This is a genomic window from Lentzea sp. NEAU-D7 (genome assembly GCF_026242055.1).
Lineage (GTDB): Bacteria > Actinomycetota > Actinomycetes > Mycobacteriales > Pseudonocardiaceae > Lentzea.
The window spans coordinates 116,951-134,785 of record NZ_JAPJDL010000003.1; the positions used below are offsets into that span (position 1 = coordinate 116,951).

General features: G+C 68.6%; 19 protein-coding genes. 12 read left to right on the forward strand and 7 right to left on the reverse strand.

The window, feature by feature from the left end:
* Positions 1 to 50 precede the first annotated feature (50 nt).
* Positions 51 to 716: a phosphate signaling complex protein PhoU gene (gene phoU, locus ORI60_RS07390; RefSeq protein WP_266035676.1), complete on the forward strand. Its 666-nt coding sequence runs from the start codon at positions 51 to 53 to the stop codon at positions 714 to 716.
* A gap of 12 nt (positions 717 to 728) precedes the next feature.
* Here the strand turns inward: phoU and ORI60_RS07395 are convergent, their stop codons facing one another.
* The 7 genes from ORI60_RS07395 to ORI60_RS07425 form a co-directional block, all read right to left on the reverse strand.
* A complete protein-coding gene (locus ORI60_RS07395; RefSeq protein ID WP_266035678.1) occupies positions 729 to 1,889 on the reverse strand; it encodes a hypothetical protein in 1,161 nt (386 codons plus the stop codon).
* Positions 1,890 to 1,917: 28 nt separating this feature from the next.
* Positions 1,918 to 2,694 carry a phosphate ABC transporter ATP-binding protein PstB gene (pstB, locus tag ORI60_RS07400; RefSeq protein WP_266035680.1) on the reverse strand — a complete coding sequence of 259 codons (777 nt, stop codon included), beginning with the start codon at positions 2,692 to 2,694 and terminating at the stop codon, positions 1,918 to 1,920.
* A 10-nt stretch (positions 2,695 to 2,704) separates the two neighbouring features.
* Positions 2,705 to 3,619: a phosphate ABC transporter permease PstA gene (gene pstA / locus ORI60_RS07405; protein WP_266035682.1), complete on the reverse strand. Its 915-nt coding sequence runs from the start codon at positions 3,617 to 3,619 to the stop codon at positions 2,705 to 2,707.
* Positions 3,616 to 4,680 (reverse strand): phosphate ABC transporter permease subunit PstC, encoded by a 1,065-nt coding sequence (pstC, locus tag ORI60_RS07410; protein WP_266035684.1) that lies wholly within the window; start codon positions 4,678 to 4,680, stop codon positions 3,616 to 3,618. The genes pstA and pstC overlap by 4 nt, the downstream gene beginning before the upstream one ends.
* 35 nt (positions 4,681 to 4,715) lie before the next feature.
* Positions 4,716 to 5,828, reverse strand: coding sequence for a phosphate ABC transporter substrate-binding protein PstS (pstS, locus tag ORI60_RS07415; RefSeq protein WP_266035686.1), 1,113 nt, complete (start codon positions 5,826 to 5,828; stop codon positions 4,716 to 4,718).
* Between the two features lie 198 nt (positions 5,829 to 6,026).
* The gene (gene mshD, locus ORI60_RS07420; protein ID WP_416234370.1) at positions 6,027 to 6,902 is read right to left on the reverse strand and encodes a mycothiol synthase; all 876 of its coding nucleotides are present in this window, start codon (positions 6,900 to 6,902) and stop codon (positions 6,027 to 6,029) included.
* 10 nt (positions 6,903 to 6,912) lie between these two features.
* On the reverse strand, positions 6,913 to 7,674 hold the full coding sequence (locus ORI60_RS07425) for a response regulator transcription factor (RefSeq protein WP_266035688.1): 762 nt from the start codon (positions 7,672 to 7,674) through the stop codon (positions 6,913 to 6,915).
* A 174-nt stretch (positions 7,675 to 7,848) separates the two neighbouring features.
* Between ORI60_RS07425 and ORI60_RS07430 the strand changes: the two genes are divergently transcribed.
* The 11 genes from ORI60_RS07430 to ORI60_RS07475 form a co-directional block, all read left to right on the forward strand.
* Positions 7,849 to 8,571, forward strand: coding sequence for an alpha/beta hydrolase (locus ORI60_RS07430; RefSeq protein WP_266035690.1), 723 nt, complete (start codon positions 7,849 to 7,851; stop codon positions 8,569 to 8,571).
* Positions 8,568 to 9,386, forward strand: coding sequence for a DUF2993 domain-containing protein (locus tag ORI60_RS07435; protein ID WP_266035691.1), 819 nt, complete (start codon positions 8,568 to 8,570; stop codon positions 9,384 to 9,386). The genes ORI60_RS07430 and ORI60_RS07435 overlap by 4 nt, the downstream gene beginning before the upstream one ends.
* Positions 9,383 to 9,790 (forward strand): thioredoxin family protein, encoded by a 408-nt coding sequence (locus tag ORI60_RS07440; protein ID WP_266035693.1) that lies wholly within the window; start codon positions 9,383 to 9,385, stop codon positions 9,788 to 9,790. The genes ORI60_RS07435 and ORI60_RS07440 overlap by 4 nt, the downstream gene beginning before the upstream one ends.
* A 79-nt stretch (positions 9,791 to 9,869) precedes the next feature.
* Entirely contained in the window at positions 9,870 to 9,947 is a 78-nt protein-coding gene (locus tag ORI60_RS44720; RefSeq protein ID WP_360045477.1) for a putative leader peptide, read from the forward strand.
* A 72-nt stretch (positions 9,948 to 10,019) separates the two neighbouring features.
* Positions 10,020 to 10,457, forward strand: a complete 438-nt coding sequence (locus ORI60_RS07445) for a DUF4395 domain-containing protein (protein WP_266035695.1) — start codon at positions 10,020 to 10,022, stop codon at positions 10,455 to 10,457.
* 30 nt (positions 10,458 to 10,487) lie between these two features.
* Positions 10,488 to 11,333, forward strand: coding sequence for a sulfurtransferase (locus ORI60_RS07450; protein WP_266035697.1), 846 nt, complete (start codon positions 10,488 to 10,490; stop codon positions 11,331 to 11,333).
* A 5-nt stretch (positions 11,334 to 11,338) separates the two neighbouring features.
* Positions 11,339 to 11,638 (forward strand): DUF1416 domain-containing protein, encoded by a 300-nt coding sequence (locus ORI60_RS07455; RefSeq protein ID WP_258946378.1) that lies wholly within the window; start codon positions 11,339 to 11,341, stop codon positions 11,636 to 11,638.
* Positions 11,639 to 12,440: 802 nt separating this feature from the next.
* The gene (locus tag ORI60_RS07460; protein WP_266035700.1) at positions 12,441 to 13,052 is read left to right on the forward strand and encodes an FABP family protein; all 612 of its coding nucleotides are present in this window, start codon (positions 12,441 to 12,443) and stop codon (positions 13,050 to 13,052) included.
* Between the two features lie 685 nt (positions 13,053 to 13,737).
* The gene (gene pxpB / locus ORI60_RS07465; RefSeq protein WP_266035702.1) at positions 13,738 to 14,325 is read left to right on the forward strand and encodes a 5-oxoprolinase subunit PxpB; all 588 of its coding nucleotides are present in this window, start codon (positions 13,738 to 13,740) and stop codon (positions 14,323 to 14,325) included.
* Complete coding sequence (locus tag ORI60_RS07470; RefSeq protein ID WP_266035704.1) at positions 14,322 to 15,173, forward strand: biotin-dependent carboxyltransferase family protein; 852 nt, start codon at positions 14,322 to 14,324, stop codon at positions 15,171 to 15,173. The genes pxpB and ORI60_RS07470 overlap by 4 nt, the downstream gene beginning before the upstream one ends.
* 85 nt (positions 15,174 to 15,258) lie before the next feature.
* On the forward strand, positions 15,259 to 17,835 hold a 2,577-nt coding region (locus ORI60_RS07475), incomplete at its 3' end, for a glycosyl hydrolase family 18 protein (RefSeq protein WP_266035705.1).

The window sequence follows — 17,835 nt, forward strand, 5'->3', positions numbered from 1 at the left end:
TTCATCCTGGCATGTCGCTGCCGCGATGGTCGGGACGTAGGCTGAGCGCCATGCGCGAGGCCTACCACGACCAGCTCGAACAGCTCGCCGACCAGCTGGCCGACATGACCGGCATGGTTGCCGAGGCGATGCAGAACGCGACCGCAGCCCTGCTGCAGGCCGACCTAGGCCTGGCCGAGCAGGTCATCAGCGGCGACCAGAAGGTCGACGACGTCCGCTCCAGCATCGAGGAGCAGGCGTACGCACTGCTCGCACTACAAGCACCGGTCGCGACCGACCTGCGCACCGTGCTCGCGGTGATCCACGCCGCCGAGAGCGTCGAGCGGATGGGCGACCTGGCGCTGCACGTGGCCAAGGCCGCGCGCCGCCGGCACCCGGCGTCGGCGCTGCCGGAGGACGTGCAGCCGTACTTCACGGAGATGGGCCAGATCGCGGTCAAGCTCGCGAACGAGGCCGCGTCGATCATCCGCGAGAAGGACGTCGACCGTGCGCGCAGCCTCGAGGACGAGGACGACGCGATGGACGACATCCACCGCCACCTCTTCTCCGTGATCATGGACAAGGAGTGGCAGCACGGCGTTCCCGCCGCGGTCGACGTGACGCTGCTCGGCCGCTTCTACGAGCGCTTCGGCGACCACGCCGTGTCGGTCGCCAAGCGCACGGTCTTCGTCGTCACCGGCCGGATGCCCGGCTACGGTGGCGACGCCGACCTCTAGTTCCCACAGTTTTCAGCGAAACTGCCCATCGCGCTCTGCCACCAGCTCCGGATCGGCGTAGGCCTCGGAGAACTCGGCGAGCACGGTGGGCAGTTCTTCGTCCCACACCGCCCGCGCCTCGTCGCGCGGCAGATCCCGTGCGTCGACCGTGAAGTACGCCCACGCCCGCACGATCTCGGGCATCAGCGCCAGGTCCGCGTCGGACACGTGCAGCTTCGCGGCCACGTTGAGGATCAGCACTGCGGTCAGCGACGCCGGCCCGTAGACGACGGGATCCCGGTTCTGTTCCACCGCGGCGGAAACGACGATGCGAGCGAACGCCCGCGCGGCCTCCACGTCGGCGATTCCGTGCTCTGAAGCCAGGAACGCGTCGACGATCTCGTCCGTCCTGTCCGGACCGGCGGCGGGAATCTCGTACTCGCCGGGCACCAGCGCACTCACGCGGGCGTCGGCGAGGGCGATGAGCTGCACCGGGTGCCGCACGTCCTCCTCGCCCATCAACCCTTCCTCGGCCTCCTCGTCCGGGCCGTCCTCCCAGAACTGCTCGATGTCCGGCCACACGCGGTCGTAGACGTCGGTGGCGCTCAGGGAGGTGATCTCGTCGCGGAACGCGTCGGGCGTGGAGGCGATCATGTCCTCCAGCAGCGCGACGGTGCCCTCGTCCGGCGTCGAGAACAGCTCGATGGCGGTGACGCCGAGCACCGGCTGGCGCATGAACAGCACGGTCTCGCCGACGCCGGCGCGTTCCTGGGTGATCGCGATGACCTCGACGTCGCCCAGCAGGTTCGTGACGAGGAACGCGTCGCGGAAGTCGGGCACGGTGCCGGGGACGTACCAGTCCGGCTCGGCGATGCCGCGTGCCGCAACGGTTTCCGCCGCGGCGAACGAGGCGGCCCTGTTCTCCTCGGAGCCCACACCGGCCAGCGCGCGCAACGCGGTGAGCGCCGCGGGGTCGTCCATCGCCTGCAGCGCCTCGATCAACGGCTCGGTGCCGGACCCGGCGAGCCACAGCGTCGCGTAGAGCTCGCTCGCCCAGGCGTCCGCGAGCAACCAGGACTCCGAACGCACCGCGGCCGCCGACTCGAGCAGCGCCCCGTACGGGGACTGCTGCTCGGGCCTGCGGCCGGGTGCCTTGCCTTGCTTCTTCTTGCGGCTCTTGCTCTGCGGGCTCACCCGCAGCAATTTAGTGCAACCGGCGAATTTAGCCGAACCGGCCGGAGATGTAGTCCTCGGTCGCCTTCTGGCTGGGGTTGGAGAAGATCTTCTCCGTGTCGTCCACCTCGATCAGCTGTCCGGGCTGACCGACACCCAGCAGGTTGAAGAACGCGGTCTGGTCGGACACGCGCGCCGCCTGCTGCATGTTGTGAGTCACGATGACGATCGTGTACTCCTTCTTCAGCTCCGTGATCAGGTCCTCGATCGCCAGCGTGGAGATCGGGTCCAGGGCCGAGCAGGGCTCGTCCATGAGCAGCACGTCGGGCTGCACCGCGATGGCACGCGCGATGCACAGACGCTGCTGCTGACCACCGGAGAGGCCGCCGCCCGGCTTGTCGAGCCGGTCCTTGACCTCGTTCCAGAGGTTGGCGCCGCGCAGCGAGCGCTCCGCCACCTCGTCGAGCTTCTTCTTGTCCTTCACGCCCGAGAGGCGGAGGCCGGCCACCACGTTGTCGCGAATGGACATCGTGGGGAACGGGTTCGGGCGCTGGAACACCATGCCGATGGTGCGGCGCACCTCGACCGGGTCCACAGTGGACATGTAGATGTCCTCGCCGTCGAGGAGCACCTTGCCCTCGACGCGGGCGCCGGGGGCGACCTCGTGCATGCGGTTCAGCGACCGCAGCACGGTCGACTTGCCGCAGCCGGAGGGGCCGATGAACGCGGTGACGTTCTTCGGCGGCACCGCGAGCGAGACGTTCTCCACGGCGTGGAACTTGCCGTAGAAGAGGTTCAGGTCCTTGATGTCGAGTCGCTTGGCCATGTCCGCCCGCTCACTTCGTCTTCGGCGCCAGCGCCCGCGAGATCACGGTCGCCAGGAGGTTGAACAGGGTGATGAGGACGACGAGCGTGATCGCCGCGCCCCAGATGCGGTCGAAGCCCGCCGCCGTCGGGTTGTTGCGCTCGTTCACCATCATCAACGGCAGCGAGGCCATGGGGCCGTCGAACAGGTTGTAGTTGATGAACGGGGCGTACGCCGCGAGCACCAGCACCGGCGCGGTCTCGCCCATGACGCGGGCGAGGGCCAGCATGATGCCGGTCAGGATGCCGGACAGCGCCGTCGGGATGACGATCTTGGCGATCGTCTTCCACTTCGGGATGCCCAGCGCGTAGGAGGCCTCGCGCAGCTCGTCCGGGACGATCTTGAGCATCTCCTCGGTCGTGCGCACGATGACCGGCACCATCAGCAGCACCAGCGCGAGCGACACGGCCAGGGCGCTGCGGCTCAGACCGAAGGTCGTGATCCACACGGTGTAGACGAACAGCGCCGCGACGATCGACGGGACACCGGTCAGGATGTCGACCATGAACGTCGTCGCCTTCGACAGCCGTGAGCGGCCGCCGTACTCGACGAGGTAGATGGCGACCATGATGCCGATCGGCACGGAGATCACGGCGCAGACGAGGCCCTGGACCAGCGTGCCGTAGATCGCGTGGTACGCGCCGCCGCCCTGCTGGCGGGCCAGGAGGCCCGACATCGACTTCTGCCACCAGTCACCGTCGAGGATGACCGGGAAGCCGCGCTGGATCACCGTGTAGAGCACCCACACCAGCGGGATGATCGCGATCAGGAACGCGCCCCACACGAGTGCGGTGGCGATGCCGTTCTTGATCCTGCGGTTGACGCTGACCGACTGGAACGTCGGGGGCGTCGCGAGCCGCTGAGGATCCGCGAGATTCGTGCTCACTCGTACTCCTTGTGGCCGGCGACGATCGAGCGCGCGATGGCGTTCACGACGAAGGTCAGCACGAACAGCACCAGACCGGCGGCGATGTAGGCACCGGCCGAGCGCGCGTCGTTGAACTCCGGCGCGGCCAGCGCGATCTTCGAGGCGAACGTCGAACCACCGTCGAACAGCGACCAGCCGAACGAGCTGGTGGCGGTGCTCAGGATGATCGCGACGGCGATGGTCTCACCGAGGGCGCGGCCGAGGCCGAGCATCGAGGCGCTGACGTAACCGGCCTTGCCGAACGGCAGGACCGTCGTGCGGACGACCTCCCACTTGGTCGCACCGAGCGCGATGGCGCCCTCGACGTGCATCGTGGGAGTGCGCTCGAAGACCTCGCGGCTGACGGCCGTGATGATCGGCAGGATCATCACCGCGACGACGATGCCCGCGGTGAAGATGGTGCCGCCGAGCTGCACGTTGACGTTGCCCTTGGCGAAGATCGGGATCCAGCCGAGGTTCGCGATCAGCCACTCGGAGAACGGGAACAGCACGGGGCCGAGCACGAACAGGCCCCAGAGGCCGAAGACGATCGACGGCACGGCCGCGAGCAGGTCGATGACGTAGGCGAACGGCCGGGCGAGGTTGCGCGGCGCGTACTGCGTGAGGAACAGCGCGATGCCCAGCGCGATCGGCATGGCGATCAGCAGGGCGACCACCGCGACCACGACCGTGACGAGCGTCAGGTCGAGGATGCCGAACCGCAGGTTCGTCGGGTCGGTGGTGTTCCACTCGCGGCTGGTCAGGAAGTTGACGTTGTCCAGCCCGAGCGACGGGATGGCCTGCAGGATGAGGAACAGGCCGATCGCGCCGATGAGGACGACGATGAAGACACCGGACCCCGTCGCCAGGCCGCGGAAGATGCGGTCACCAGGCCGGACGTGAGGTGCCTTGGTCGTTACTGGAGCTTCCGGTGTCGGGGGAATCGGAGCCTCCGAGGCGGTGGGAGCAGCCGCTGCGCCCCGCTCGGCTCCGGTGTCACCGGAGCCGGCGGGGCGCAAGGCCGCGACGGGATCGTTCATCGCGTCTGTGTGTCAGCCGAAGTCTCGCATCAACCTCAGGCGATCGCCTTCACAGCGGTCAGGAGCTTCTCCTGGAACGCCTTGGGCAGCGGCACGTAGCCGGCGTCGGCGAGCTGCGCCTGACCGGTCGTGGCGGCAACCGTGAGGAACGCCTTGACGGCCTTCGCGGTGTCGGCGTCGTAGCCCTTCGAGCACACGATCTCGTAGGTCGCGAGCAGCAGCGGGTACGCACCGGCGGCCTTGGAGCCGTAGATCGAGTCGAGGTCGAGGACCAGGTTGTTGCCCTCGCCCTTGATCTTCGCACCGTCGATGGCCTTGCCGGCCGACTCGGCGGTCAGCTCGACGGCACCGGCACCAGAGTCGATCTTGGCGATCGAGAGCTTGTTGTCCTGGGCGAAGGACCACTCGACGTAGGTGATGGCACCGTCGATGGAGCCGACGGCCTGAGCGACACCGGCGGACTTCTCCTTGCCCTCGCCGACACCACCCTTGAACTGCTTGCCGTCACCCTTGGTCCAGCCACCGGCGACCTTGAGGTACTTCTGGAAGTTGTCGGTGGTGCCCGACTCGTCCGAGCGGTAGATGACCGCGATGTCCTTGTCCGGCAGGGTCGCGGAGCCGTTCAGCGCCTTGATGGCCGGGTCGTTCCACTTCTTGACCGCACCGGAGAAGATCGCGGCGGTGGTCTTGGCGTCCAGCACGAGGCTGTCCACACCGGAGACCTTGTAGCCGACGGCGACGGGGCCGAAGACCAGCGGCAGGTTCCACGCCGGGTTGCTCTGGCAGCGCTTGGCGGCGGCCTCGGTCTCGGCACCTTCCTTGAGCGCCGAGTCGGAACCACCGAAGTCGACCTGGCCGGCGTTGAAGTTCTTCACGCCCGCGCCGGAGCCCGAGGGGTTGTACGCGAGGTCCACACCGGGGCAGGCGGCCTGGTAGGCCTGCACGAACGCGTCGACCGCGTTCTTCTGCGCGGAGGAGCCCTCGGCGTTGAGCTTGGTCTTGCCACCGCACTCGACCGGGACAGACGCAGCGTTCGACGAGGTGTTCGTGCCACCCGCCGGAGCGTTGTTGTCGCTGCCACACGCACTGAGCAGCAGCGCGCTGGCCGCGACGAGGCCGAGAACGGCACCGTGCCGCTGGATCTTCACCTTGGTCCTCCACCTTGCGGAAAGCATTAGCGGTTCGCGACGGACGCCGCCGCTCGCTACGGAAGGTAGGTAGCCAGAATGGACAGCCCACCTAGTCAGGGTGAACGGGAGGTGAACACCGAACGGGAAGTGACGGGTCACACGGCCAAAAGAGTGATGGCGTGACCAGCGCGTATGCGTTTTGTGACGGTACGTTGACTACCGGGCGTACTGGACGTCCGCGTCCCAAAGGGTGAAGCCGAGCTTCGTGTACACGCGGACCGCCGCGGTGTTGTCCGACTCGACGTAGAGCATCACTTCCTTGACGCCCTGTTCGCGCAGGTGCCGCAGGCCGGCGAGGGTGAGCGCCTTGCCCAGGCCGCCGCCCTGCCGATCGGGGTCGACGCCCACGACGTAGACCTCGCCCAGTTCGGGCGTGTGCACCTTCGTCCAGTGGAACCCCGCCAGCCTGTCGTCCGCGTCGAACGCGAGCAGGAAGCCCTCGGGGTCGAACCAGGGTTCGTCCTCCTTGGCGCGAACGTCCTCGATGGACATCGCGCCCTGCTCGGGGTGCCAGTCGAAGGCGCGGTGGTTCACGTAGACGACCGCGGCCTCGTCCTTGCCCGGGACGAACGGCCGGATCGTGAGGCCCTCGGGCAGCTCGGGCTCCGGCAGGTCGTTCTCGACGCGCAACCGCATCCGCAGCAGTTCGCGCACCTTGCGGAAGCCGAGCTTCTCCGCGAGCTTCTCGGCGTCCGGGTGGCCGCCGTGCGCCCAGATCCGCAGGGACTCCGGGGGGAGGGCCTTCACCAGCGCCTCGCCCACGCCCTGATGGCGGTGCTTCGGGTGCACGGCGAGCTCGGCGACCTTGTTGCCACCGGAGTCACCGATCAGGTCGACGTGCGCGTACCCGGCGAGCTCGCCGTCCAGGTGCGCGAGGAGGTGCCTGCTGCCTGTCGCGCCGGGGCGCATCCGCAGTCGCACGGCCTCGCCGACCGGGGCGACGCCATCGGTGCCCTGGGCCGCCTCCAGCAGACCCGTCACCTCGGCGGCCTGGTCGGCCGTCAGCTCCTCGAACCAGCTCAGTTGCGCCACACCGGCGAACCTACCGCGCGATCAAACGCTCATCCAGGACGTGGGCGGAGTCGTCGATCTCCACCTCGTTCACCTCGGCCGGACGGCGCGACGAACCGGGGCGCGGCGGGCGGACGAACTTGTAGCCCACGTTGCGGACCGTGCCGATGAGAGCCTCGTGCTCGGGGCCGAGCTTGGCGCGCAGCCGTCGCACGTGGACGTCGACCGTGCGGGTGCCGCCGAAGAAGTCGTAGCCCCAGACCTCCTGCAGCAGCTGGGCGCGGGTGAAGACCCGGCCCGCGTGCTGCGCGAGGTACTTGAGCAGCTCGAACTCCTTGTAGGTGAGGTCGAGCGGGCGGCCCTTGAGGCGCGCGGTGTAGGTGGCCTCGTCGATCACGAGGTCGCCGAGCTGGATCGCGCCGTCGCCACCGGGGACGGTGGTGCCGCGCCGCGAGCGGACCAGGCGCAGCCGGGCGTCGACCTCGGCGGGGCCGGAGTTCGGCAGCAGGATCTCGTCGACGGACCAGTCGGAGTTGACCGCGACCAGACCGCCCTCGGTGACGACGGCCACCACGGGCACGTCCACACCGGACGAGTCGAGCAGGCGGCACAGCGAGCGCGCGCCGACCAGGTCGGTGCGGGCGTCGATCAGCACGATGTCGTGAGGACCGGCTTCGAGGAGCGCGGAGACCTCGGGGCGCAAGGGGCGCACGGCGTGGGGAAGCAGAGCCAGTGCCGGAAGAACAGCCTCCGGGTCCGGGTCTGTCGTAAGCAGAAGCACGTCGATGCTCATCGCGGCGCCCTCCAAATCGGCCGTGGACGGTCACCTCGACCAGACCAGCGGCGTACGGTGACCGGGCCCCGTTGCCTGCGGATGACGGAGACAATACCGGTGCACCCCGAGAAAGTCCCAGGTCAAGAAGCCGTGCTCACACTTGTTTCCACAAGCGTCACGCCTGTTACATCCATGTCACACGATGGGGTGCGTCTGCACGGCGTCCACTACAAGGGTGAAAGCGACCTCGCTTTCGTTGTGGGACATGGGTTCACGAACAACGTACGCAGGCCGTACGTCTCCCGCGTGCTCGCCCGGATGGCCAGGAAAGCCGGCGTCGTCGCGTTCGACTTCCGAGGGCACGGACGCTCCGAAGGGCGCTGCACGGTCGGCGCGGACGAGATCCACGACATCGAGGCCGCCGTTCTCAAGGCGCGCGAGCTCGGGTACTCGAAGATCGCGACCATCGGGTTCTCGATGGGCGCCTCGATCGTCCTGCGGCACGCGGCGCTGGGTGACACCAGGCCGGACGCCGTGGTCTCGGTGAGCGGGCCCGCCCGGTGGTGGTCGCGGGAGACCGCTCCCATGCGCCGGGTGCACTGGTTGCTGGAGCAGCCGCACGGCAAGCTCGCGGCACGCGCGCTCGGGGTTCGGCTCGGCGGCAGCTGGGTACAAGCGCCGGAGAGTCCGCTCGAGGTGGTCGGACGCATCACGCCGACCCCACTGCTGATCGTGCACGGTGACCTGGACCACTATTTCTCCGTGGACCACGCCAGGTCACTGCACCGCGCGTCCTCCGGACATGCCGAGTTGTGGATCGAACCCGGCATGCGGCACGCCGAATCGGCCGCGACTCCAGACCTGGTAGACCGGATGGCGGCATGGATCGCCGTTAACGTCGAGGACGAGGAATGACTGCGCAGACCCCCGCACGGCCGCGAAAGAAGAAGTCCCGTCGCGGGAAGTTCCTCGTCATCACGGTGATCGTGCTGGGCGTGCTGCTCGTCGCCGCCGACTTCGCGCTGGCGGCGGCCGGGGAGTACCAGATCGCCCAGCGGATGCGGGAGAAGCTGCAGCTCAACGAGGACCCGTCGGTGCGCATCAACGGGTTCCCGTTCACCCTGCAGGCGCTGCGCGGCGACTACCAGCACGTCGAGATCCGCGCGTACGGCGTGCCGATCCGCAACGAGCAGCAGGGCGTCGACCTGCGTGACCTCGACGTCGAGGCGGACCTGCTGCACACCCGCGTCGAGCTCGCGGACCTGCTCGCGGGCAACGTCTCCAAGGCGACCATCGACACCGTCAAAGGCAGCGTCCGGATCAAGGCGATGGACCTGAACCGGCTGGCGAACCAGGTGACGCCGTTCGACAAGCTCTCGATCGAGCCGGACAACCGCGTCGCCACGCAGGCACCGGCCGACCCGAAGGCCCCCAAGACGACCGCCGCGGTGAAGCTCTCCGGCCAGACCAACGTCGCCGGCAAGGTCATCACGCTCACCGCGTACGGGCAGATCGCGCTGGTCAGCGGTGCCATCCAGATCAACATCGACGACATCGAGCTGGACGACGCCTCGCTGAAGCAGATCATCCCGCAGCTGCGCCAGGCGCTCGCGATCAAGATCGACCCCGGCACGTTGCCGTTCAGCGCCACGCCCACCGCCGTCGAGGTGGAGAGCGGTGCGTTCAAGCTGTCCGGCGAGATCGCGGATGTACCGTTGGTCCAACGATGACTGGTGTCTGGGCGCTGCTGGGCGCGCTGGCCGCGGCCGGCGCGATCGGTGTGCTGCTCAAGGTCCGCGAGGGCCGCATCTCCCGTGCGAAGGACTCGATCGACCTGCCGGCCCCCGTGCGCGATTTGCTCGCGCCGGGGGTGACGCTGGTCCAGCTCTCCACGACGTTCTGCGCGCCGTGCCGGCACGCGAAGGTGGTCCTGCGCGACCTCGCCGACCGCACGGACGGCCTCACCCACGCCGAGCTCGACGTCACGAACCTCCCGGACGTCACCACCAGGCTCGGCGTCATGCGCACCCCCACGACGATCGCCCTGAAGCCGGACGGCACCGAGGTGTTGCGGGTCGGCGGCGTGCCGAAACGCGACTCGTTGCTGGCAGCGCTGCGACCGCATTTGCCCTAATCCGGTCGGGTGAACCTGCGTTGTTCCACCAGATGGACATACCTCCCGCACCGAGGGATTGAGGGCTACCCTCGCTGGCATGACCTTGCTGCTCACGAAGCGACGCGCGGTTGACCTGTGCCGCACGCGCAGCAGCCTGTGTCGCACGACGAGCTGAACCGGGCTGCTTGACGCCCATCAGCTACCTCTGCCGGACTGATTCCTCTCGTCCGTTTGCCCGGAGGTCGTCGTGCCCAAAGACTCCCCTGTAGACCCGCGCGGACCGCGCTTCTCCGCCTGGATGACCACCGCCATCCTCGCGATCGTGTTGGTCACCGGCTGGTGGCGGCTCCTCGCCGCCCAGACGGTGCTCTTCGCGATGTGCGCGTTCATCTCGTTGAAGCTGAACCCGTGGGGTCACGTCTACCGCTACGCGATCCAGCCCCGCCTGACCCCGACCACCGAACGCGAGGAAGCCGCCCCGCTGCGGTTCGCCCAGGGCGTCGGCTTCGTCTTCGCACTCATCGGCACCCTCGGTTACGCCACGGGCCTCACGACGCTCGGCATGGTGGCGACCGGTCTCGCACTGGTGGCGGCGCTGCTCAACGCGGCGCTCGGCCTGTGCCTCGGGTGCGAGATGTACCTCGTACTGCGCAGGTTCGTACCTGCCCTCGCTCGACCGCAATAACGACACGCACTACTACAGGAGCAACTTCCCATGAGCCGTGAGAACGTGCTGGTCTCGGCCGCCTGGTCCGAAGAGAACCTCCAGGCGCCCGGCGTCGTGTTCGCGGAGGTCGACGAGGACACCACCGCGTACGACGGCGGACACATCCCCGGAGCGGTGAAGATCGACTGGAAGAACGACCTCCAGGACCCGGTCCGCCGCGACTTCGTCGACCGCGAGGGCTTCGAGAAGCTGCTCTCCGCCAAGGGGATCTCCAACGACGACACCGTCATCCTCTACGGCGGCAACAACAACTGGTTCGCGGCCTACGCGTACTGGTACTTCAAGCTCTACGGCCACACCAACGTCAAGCTCCTCGACGGCGGCCGCAAGAAGTGGGAGCTCGACGGCCGTCCCCTGGACAAGGAGGAGGTCGTCCGTCCCGCCACCTCCTACAAGGCCCAGGAGCAGGACCTCTCGATCCGCGCCTTCCGCGACGAGGTAGTCGAGGCCATCGGCAACAAGAACCTCGTCGACGTGCGCTCCCCCGACGAGTTCTCGGGCAAGCTGCTCGCCCCGGCCCACCTCCCGCAGGAGCAGGCACAGCGCGGCGGCCACATCCCCTCGGCCGTGAACGTCCCGTGGTCCAAGGCGGCCAACGAGGACGGCACCTTCAAGTCCGACGACGAGCTCCGCGCGCTCTACGCCGAGGCGGGCTTCGACGGCAGCCGCAAGACCATCGCGTACTGCCGGATCGGCGAGCGCTCCTCGCACACCTGGTTCGCCCTGCGCGAGCTGCTCGGCCACGAAGACGTCAAGAACTACGACGGTTCTTGGACGGAGTACGGCTCGCTCATCGGCGTGCCGATCGAACTCGGTTCCGGCAAGGAGGCCTGATCATCATGTCCAACGGCTGCGGCGCCCCCGCTCAGGGCGGCACGATCGACGCGGGCACCACCGAAACCGTGCTCGAGGGCAAGGTCGTCTCGGACGGCACCCCGGTGGGCGGCGCCTTCGTCCGCCTGCTCGACTCGACCGGCGAGTTCACCGCGGAGGTGGTCACCTCCCCGGAGGGCGACTTCCGCTTCTTCGCGGCACCGGGCAGCTGGACGGTCCGCGCCCTGCACCGCACCGGCAACGGCCAGGCCGACGTGTCGGCTTCGGGCCCCGGCGTGCACGCGGTGGAGATCGCGGTCGCCTAGACGGCAGATCGCAAGACCTGGTTGGTATGACGAAGGCCCCGGCGGTGCGACACCGCCGGGGCCTTCCACGTCCCGGACGTCTGGGAAGGCGCCCGCCCCCGCGATGCCGCAGGCGAGCCGTCCCGACGGCGAAGCCGAGCCTTTGCTTTTCGCTTTGAGCCGAGACTGACGGGTGGTGTGTCCCATCACGAGTCGCGCCACAGCTCTTGCTGCACGTGAGGAGGGGTTGTCAAACGGACACGCTCTTCGTCCGTTTGACACCCCTCCTCACGTGTGGCCCGCTCTTGGTGCGGCTCGTGATGGGACACACCACCGACGCCACCAGCTACGGAACCGGCAGCCGCCCAACGCAACAGGCGTGCCATCTGCCCACTGACGGTGTGGCCCCCTGATCAGATTGCCGGGGTCTGGGGCAGAGCCCCAGGGGAAACACGCAACGCAAGCCCGCCGCCCGCCTGGCGACCACCCACCCGCGACGCGACCGCCCGCCCGCGATACGACCGCCCACCCGGCGACCACCCGCCCATGATGCGACCACCCGCAAGGCGACCCCCACCCGCGATGCGATCACCACCCGGCGATCACCCTCCCGCAAGGCGACCACCGGCCCGCAGGGGTGACCGCTCGCCCGGCCGCACCGCGGCACACCCGGTGTCCTCCACCACCACAACCCTGCACGTCACCACCAGCGAGATATCCTCTCCACCGTGGAACACATCTTCACCGGACTCCTGGTGCTAGTGACGATCGCCGTAATGTGGTTCGCCGGCTACGTCGTCTACCGCCTCTACTCCGACCAGCGATGACCAGCGGCGACGAGGCCATCCGCCTGGCCGAGGAACGAGCAGCCGCCACGAGGGCGCGCAACCTCCCCCAGTTCGACGACATGCCCGTCCCGGGCGACACGGCGAACCTGCGCGAGGGCGCGAACCTGAACGACGCCCTCCTGGGCGTCCTCCCGCTGGTGGGCGTGTGGCGGGGCGAGGGCGAGATCGTCTACCCGACGATCGACGGCCCGTTCCGCTTCGGCCAGCAGATCACGTTCGCCCACGACGGCCGGCCGTTCCTCGTCTACGAGGCGAGGTCGTGGCTGTTGAACGAGGCGGGCGAGGTCATCCGCCCGGCCGCGAGAGAACAGGGCTTCTGGCGCCCGCAGGAAGACGACACGATCGAGTTCCTGCTGACGCACAACACGGGCATCGTCGAGCTGTACTACGGCAAGGTGCGCACGCAGACCTCCTGGGAGTTCGAGACGGACGCGGTCATCCGCTCCGCCACGGCCAAGGACGTCAAGGCGTCGCAGCGCCTGTACGGCGTGGTGAACGGCGACCTCGCGTACGTCGAGGAGCGCGCGATGATGGGCCAGGAGATGCAGCCGCACGCGTCGGCGCACCTGAAGCGCGTCGTCGGCTAGTTCGAGTCGTCGGATCGTTCAACGATCCGACGCCCGGCCCGGCGGCGAGCAGCCCCGCGCCGCCCTTGAAGCGGGTGTCCGCCAAGTCCCCTTCCTCGGATCGTTCAACGATCCGACGACAGGCCCGGCGTCGAGCAGCCCCTCGCATCGGTTCGCGGGGTTGCGGGACTGCCGGGTTGCGGGGCTGCCGGGCTGTAGGGCTGCCGGGCTGTAGGGCTGTAGGGCTGCCGGGCTGCCGGGCTGTAGGGCTGCCGGGCTGTAGGGCTGCCGGGTTGCGAGGCTGCGGACTCCCAGGTTGCTGGGCTGGCGGATTGCGGGGCTGGCGGATTGCGGGGCTGGCGGGTTGCGGGGCTGCCGGGCTCCAGGACCGCGGGACTGCGGGACTCCCAGGTTGCAGGACTGCCAGACTCCCGGGTCGCCGAACTCCCGGTCTGCCGAACTCCCGGTCCGCCGAACTCCCGGTCCGCCGAACTCCCGGTCTGCCGAACTCCCGGTCTGCCGGGCTGCGGGACTGCCGGGCTTCGGACCTCCGGGGCCTCCGGCACTGCGGGACTGCGGCCTTCCCGGATCGCGGGCCGCCGCATCGCGGGACCGCCGAGCCGCCGACCCGCCGCATCGCCTGATTGTTGAACGATTCGCGTGTCGGATTGTTCAACAATCCCACGATTCCCCGTAACATGGGTGCATGCTTCTGCGGCGCTGCGGAACCGACGCGCTCCTGGTCGAGGTCGACTCACTGAGCGAGGTCGCGGCCGTCCGCGCCGCCCTCGAACAGCTCGACGGCATCGAGGAGCTGGTCCCGGCCGCGCGAACGGTGCTGGTCAAGGGTGCTCTCAACCAGGTCAGGGACGCGCTGAAAGCCGTCGACCTCACCAAGGCCCCCACGACGCACTCGCGCGAGGTCACCATCCCGGTCGTCTACGACGGCCCGGACTTGGCCCTCGTCGCCGAGACAGCCGGCATCACCCCGGATGAAGTCGTGCGGCTCCACACCACCGCCACCTACGAGGTCGCGTTCTGCGGCTTCGCGCCGGGCTTCGGCTACCTCACGGGCCTCCCGGAGGCACTCCAGCAGCCGAGGCTCGACTCCCCGCGCACCAAGGTCCCGCAGGGCTCGGTCGGCATCGCGGGCGAGTTCACCGCCGCCTACCCGAGACCGACACCGGGCGGCTGGCGGCTGATCGGCCGCACCGAGATCACGCTGTTCGACGCCAGGGCCGAGACCCCCGCGCTGCTGCAGCCGGGCGACCAGGTCAGGTTCGTGGTCGCATGAAGCGCAGCGTCACGATCATCAGGACCGGACCGCAGGCGCTCATCGAGGACCTCGGCAGGCCCGGCAACGCACATCTGGGCGTGCCTCCCTCCGGTGCACTGGACCAGCACTCGCTCAAGCTCGCCAACCGGCTCGTCGGCAACCCCGAAGGTGCGGCCGGACTGGAACTCCTGCTGGGCGGCCTCGCGCTCCAAGCCCATGCGAGCTGCACGGTCGCCGTCACCGGGCCCACCACCGAGGTCCGCGTCGGCGGCAGGCTCGCCGACTCGCACCAGCCGATCCACCTGAGGCAGGACGAGGTCCTGGAGATCGGCACGCCGCTGACCGGTCTGCGCAACTACCTCGCGCTGTCGGGTGGCATCGAGGTCGACGAGGAACTCGGCAGCCGCTCGACCGACCTGCTCTCCGGAATCGGTCCAGAACCGTTGCGGGACAACGACGTCCTGCATCTTGGGACGCCGAACCTGCCCGAAGGGGCCGATGTGGTGACGCCGCACCACGCGCTGCAAACGTTGGTCATCCCCATTCTGCTCGGGCCGCGGGACGACTGGTTCGACGACGCGGAAACCCAGCTGCGGCAAGGGTCCTGGACGGTCTCGGATCGCAGCAACCGCGTCGGTGCGCGGCTCAGCGGGACCAGGCTGAATCGTCGTGACGGGGAGATTCCCAGCGAGGGGATGATCACCGGCGCGGTCCAGGTGCCGCCGGACGGGCAGCCCGTGATCTTCCTGAACGATCATCCGACGACGGGTGGCTACCCCGTCATCGGTGTGGTGGACAACGATCACCTGCGTTTTCTGGGGCAGGCGCGGCCGGGCACGGAGGTCAGGTTCCGCCCGGTCGGCTGAGCGCGCACGCCGTTGACGTGGGTGGTCCAGACCAAATACCGTAACTGGCAGCCGCCGCGGAATCTCTACCAAACTGGAGTTCCGCATGCGCCGGATCCCTGCCCTCCTAGCAGTTCTGCTCGCGGTCTTAGCCCTGGCGGTCCCTGCACAGGCCGCCACGGGCATCACCGCGACGTTCTCCCGCACCGGCACGAGTGCCAAGTTCGTCGTCGCCAACGCGAGCACGACCGCGCTCAACGGGTGGTCCATCAAGTTCGACCTGCCGGCCGGTGTCACGGCCAGCGCCCCGCAGAACGCGACGATCACCCAGAACGGCACGAGAGTGACGCTCACCCCGGCCTTCTACATCAACAACCTCCCGCCGGGACGCAACACCGAGCCCTACAGCCCCACGTTCACGCTGAGCGCCGCGGCCGACCCGGTCACCTGCACGATCAACAACATGGCGTGCGACGGCACCGGCACCCCGCCGCCGGCGCCGACCGGGCTGACCGCCGAGTACTCGGTGGCCGGTGGCGCCGCGAAGTTCGTCGTCCGCAACCACTCCGCCGCGGCCATCTCCGACTGGTCGATCTCCTTCACGCTGCCCAGCGGCGTGACTGTCAGCAACGGCCAGAACGGCACGGTCTCCCAGAACGGCAACCAGGTCACCGTCACCCCCGCGCACTACAACAAGACGGTGGCGGCCGGGGGCACCACCGAGCCGTACAGCCCGGCGTTCTCGATCAGCCAGAACGTCGAACCGGTGACGTGCCGGATCAACAACGCCAACTGCGACGGCAGCGCGGACACCCCGCCCGGTGCCCCGGCGGGTCTCGCGTCACCGACGAAGACCACGCGCACGGTGAGCCTGCAGTGGAACGCCTCCACGCCCGGCTCGCTGCCGATCGCCGGCTACGACGTCTACAACGGCTCCGTCCTCGCCGGCACCTCCACCACGACCTCGACGATCATCACCGGGCTGAGCCCCAACACCGCGTACTCCTTCACGGTGCGGGCCAAGGACACCAAGGGAACCCAGTCGGCGCCTAGCGCCGCGCTGAGCGTCACCACCAACAACCCCGCCAACGACACCACGCCCCCGACCGCGCCGGGCAACCTGCGGTCGACGGCGAAGGACGCGGGCAGCATCACGCTGGCGTGGAACGCCTCCACGGACAACAGCGGGATCGCGAACTACGACGTCTACGTGGGCACGACCGTGAAGACGACGGTCTCCGGCACCACAGCGGTCGTCTCCGGCCTCTCGCCGTCCACGAACTACACCTTCACCGTCAAAGCACGAGACCTCTACGACAACGTGTCCGCCGCGAGCAACGCGCTGAACGAGCGCACTGGTGACATCGTCGGCGGGTACGCCCGTGTCGGGTACTTCGTGCAGTGGGGCATCTACGGACGCCAATACTTCGTGAAGGACATGGACGCGGCGAAGATGACTCACGTCAACTACGCGTTCGGCAACATCGACCCGGTCAACCTGACGTGTCTGCACGGCGTCACGAAGGGCACGAGCCCGAACCCGCAGGACCCGAACCAGGGCGACGGCGCGGGTGACGCGGAAGCCGACTACAGCAGGCCGATGAGCGCGGCGCAGTCCGTGGACGGCGTGGCGGACAGCGGCTGGGAACCGTTGCGCGGCAACTACAACCAGCTCAAGAAGCTCAAGGCGAAGCACCCCCACCTCAAGGTGCTGATCTCGCTCGGCGGCTGGACCTACTCCAAGTACTTCTCGGACGTCGCGGCGACGGACGCGGCGCGCAAGAAGTTCGTGGCGTCCTGCCTCGACGTCTACATCAAGGGCAACCTGCCCGTGTACAACGGCGCCGGCGGTCCCGGCAGCGCGGCGGGCATCTTCGACGGCATCGACCTCGACTGGGAGTGGCCGGGCGCCGAAGGCCACGCGGGCAACCACTTCGGCCCGCAGGACAAGGTCAACAACACGCTGCTGATCGAGGAGTTCCGCCGGCAGATGGACGCGCTGAGCACCACGACCGGCAAGCGCTACCAGCTCACGGCGTTCACGCCGGCCGACCCCGCCAAGATCGAGGCGGGCTGGGAGCTGGGGCGGGTCGCGCAGTCGATGGACATCTTCAACGTCCAGGGCTACGACTTCCACGGCTCCGGCAGCGACAACTCGTGGGAGCCCAACCGGACCGGCCACCAGGGCAACCTCTACCCCGACCCGGACGACCCGTACACGACCAAGTTCAGCGTCGAGAGCACCGTTCAGGCCTACCTCGACGCGGGAGTGCCGTCACGCAAGATCACGCTCGGCCTCGCGTTCTACGGCCGCGGCTGGCAGAACGTGGTCAACGGCGGCAAGAACGGCGAGTGGCAGACCGCGGGAGGTGCGGCTCCCGGCCAGTTCCCGGAGGAGTCGGGCACGCGCGGGTACGCCAACCTCGTCGCGTCCGTGCCGAACTGCACGGTCTTCCACGACGAGGTGGCCGTGGCGACGTCCTGCTACACCGGCAACCAGTGGTGGACCTTCGACGACGTCTGGTCGATCCAGAAGAAGACCGCGTGGCTCAAGTCGAAGAACCTGCTGGGCGCGATGTTCTGGGAGATGTCGGGCGACCGCGGCCCGGTGGTGGCCGCGGGCGACGCCGGCCGCACGGAACGCCGTACTCGGACGCGGACAGGCCCGGCAGCGCGGTCAGCA

Bases quoted from the DNA above. Each gene is read 5' to 3' on its own strand.
- phoU (WP_266035676.1), top strand. From the start codon at position 51: ATGCGCGAGGCCTACCACGACCAGCTCGAACAGCTCGCCGACCAGCTG.
- pstB (WP_266035680.1), bottom strand. From the start codon at position 2,694: ATGGCCAAGCGACTCGACATCAAGGACCTGAACCTCTTCTACGGCAAG.
- pstC (WP_266035684.1), bottom strand. From the start codon at position 4,680: ATGAACGATCCCGTCGCGGCCTTGCGCCCCGCCGGCTCCGGTGACACC.
- ORI60_RS07425 (WP_266035688.1), bottom strand. From the start codon at position 7,674: ATGAGCATCGACGTGCTTCTGCTTACGACAGACCCGGACCCGGAGGCT.
- ORI60_RS07430 (WP_266035690.1), top strand. From the start codon at position 7,849: ATGTCACACGATGGGGTGCGTCTGCACGGCGTCCACTACAAGGGTGAA.
- ORI60_RS07435 (WP_266035691.1), top strand. From the start codon at position 8,568: ATGACTGCGCAGACCCCCGCACGGCCGCGAAAGAAGAAGTCCCGTCGC.
- ORI60_RS07440 (WP_266035693.1), top strand. From the start codon at position 9,383: ATGACTGGTGTCTGGGCGCTGCTGGGCGCGCTGGCCGCGGCCGGCGCG.
- ORI60_RS44720 (WP_360045477.1), top strand. From the start codon at position 9,870: ATGACCTTGCTGCTCACGAAGCGACGCGCGGTTGACCTGTGCCGCACG.
- ORI60_RS07450 (WP_266035697.1), top strand. From the start codon at position 10,488: ATGAGCCGTGAGAACGTGCTGGTCTCGGCCGCCTGGTCCGAAGAGAAC.
- ORI60_RS07455 (WP_258946378.1), top strand. From the start codon at position 11,339: ATGTCCAACGGCTGCGGCGCCCCCGCTCAGGGCGGCACGATCGACGCG.
- ORI60_RS07460 (WP_266035700.1), top strand. From the start codon at position 12,441: ATGACCAGCGGCGACGAGGCCATCCGCCTGGCCGAGGAACGAGCAGCC.
- pxpB (WP_266035702.1), top strand. From the start codon at position 13,738: ATGCTTCTGCGGCGCTGCGGAACCGACGCGCTCCTGGTCGAGGTCGAC.
- ORI60_RS07470 (WP_266035704.1), top strand. From the start codon at position 14,322: ATGAAGCGCAGCGTCACGATCATCAGGACCGGACCGCAGGCGCTCATC.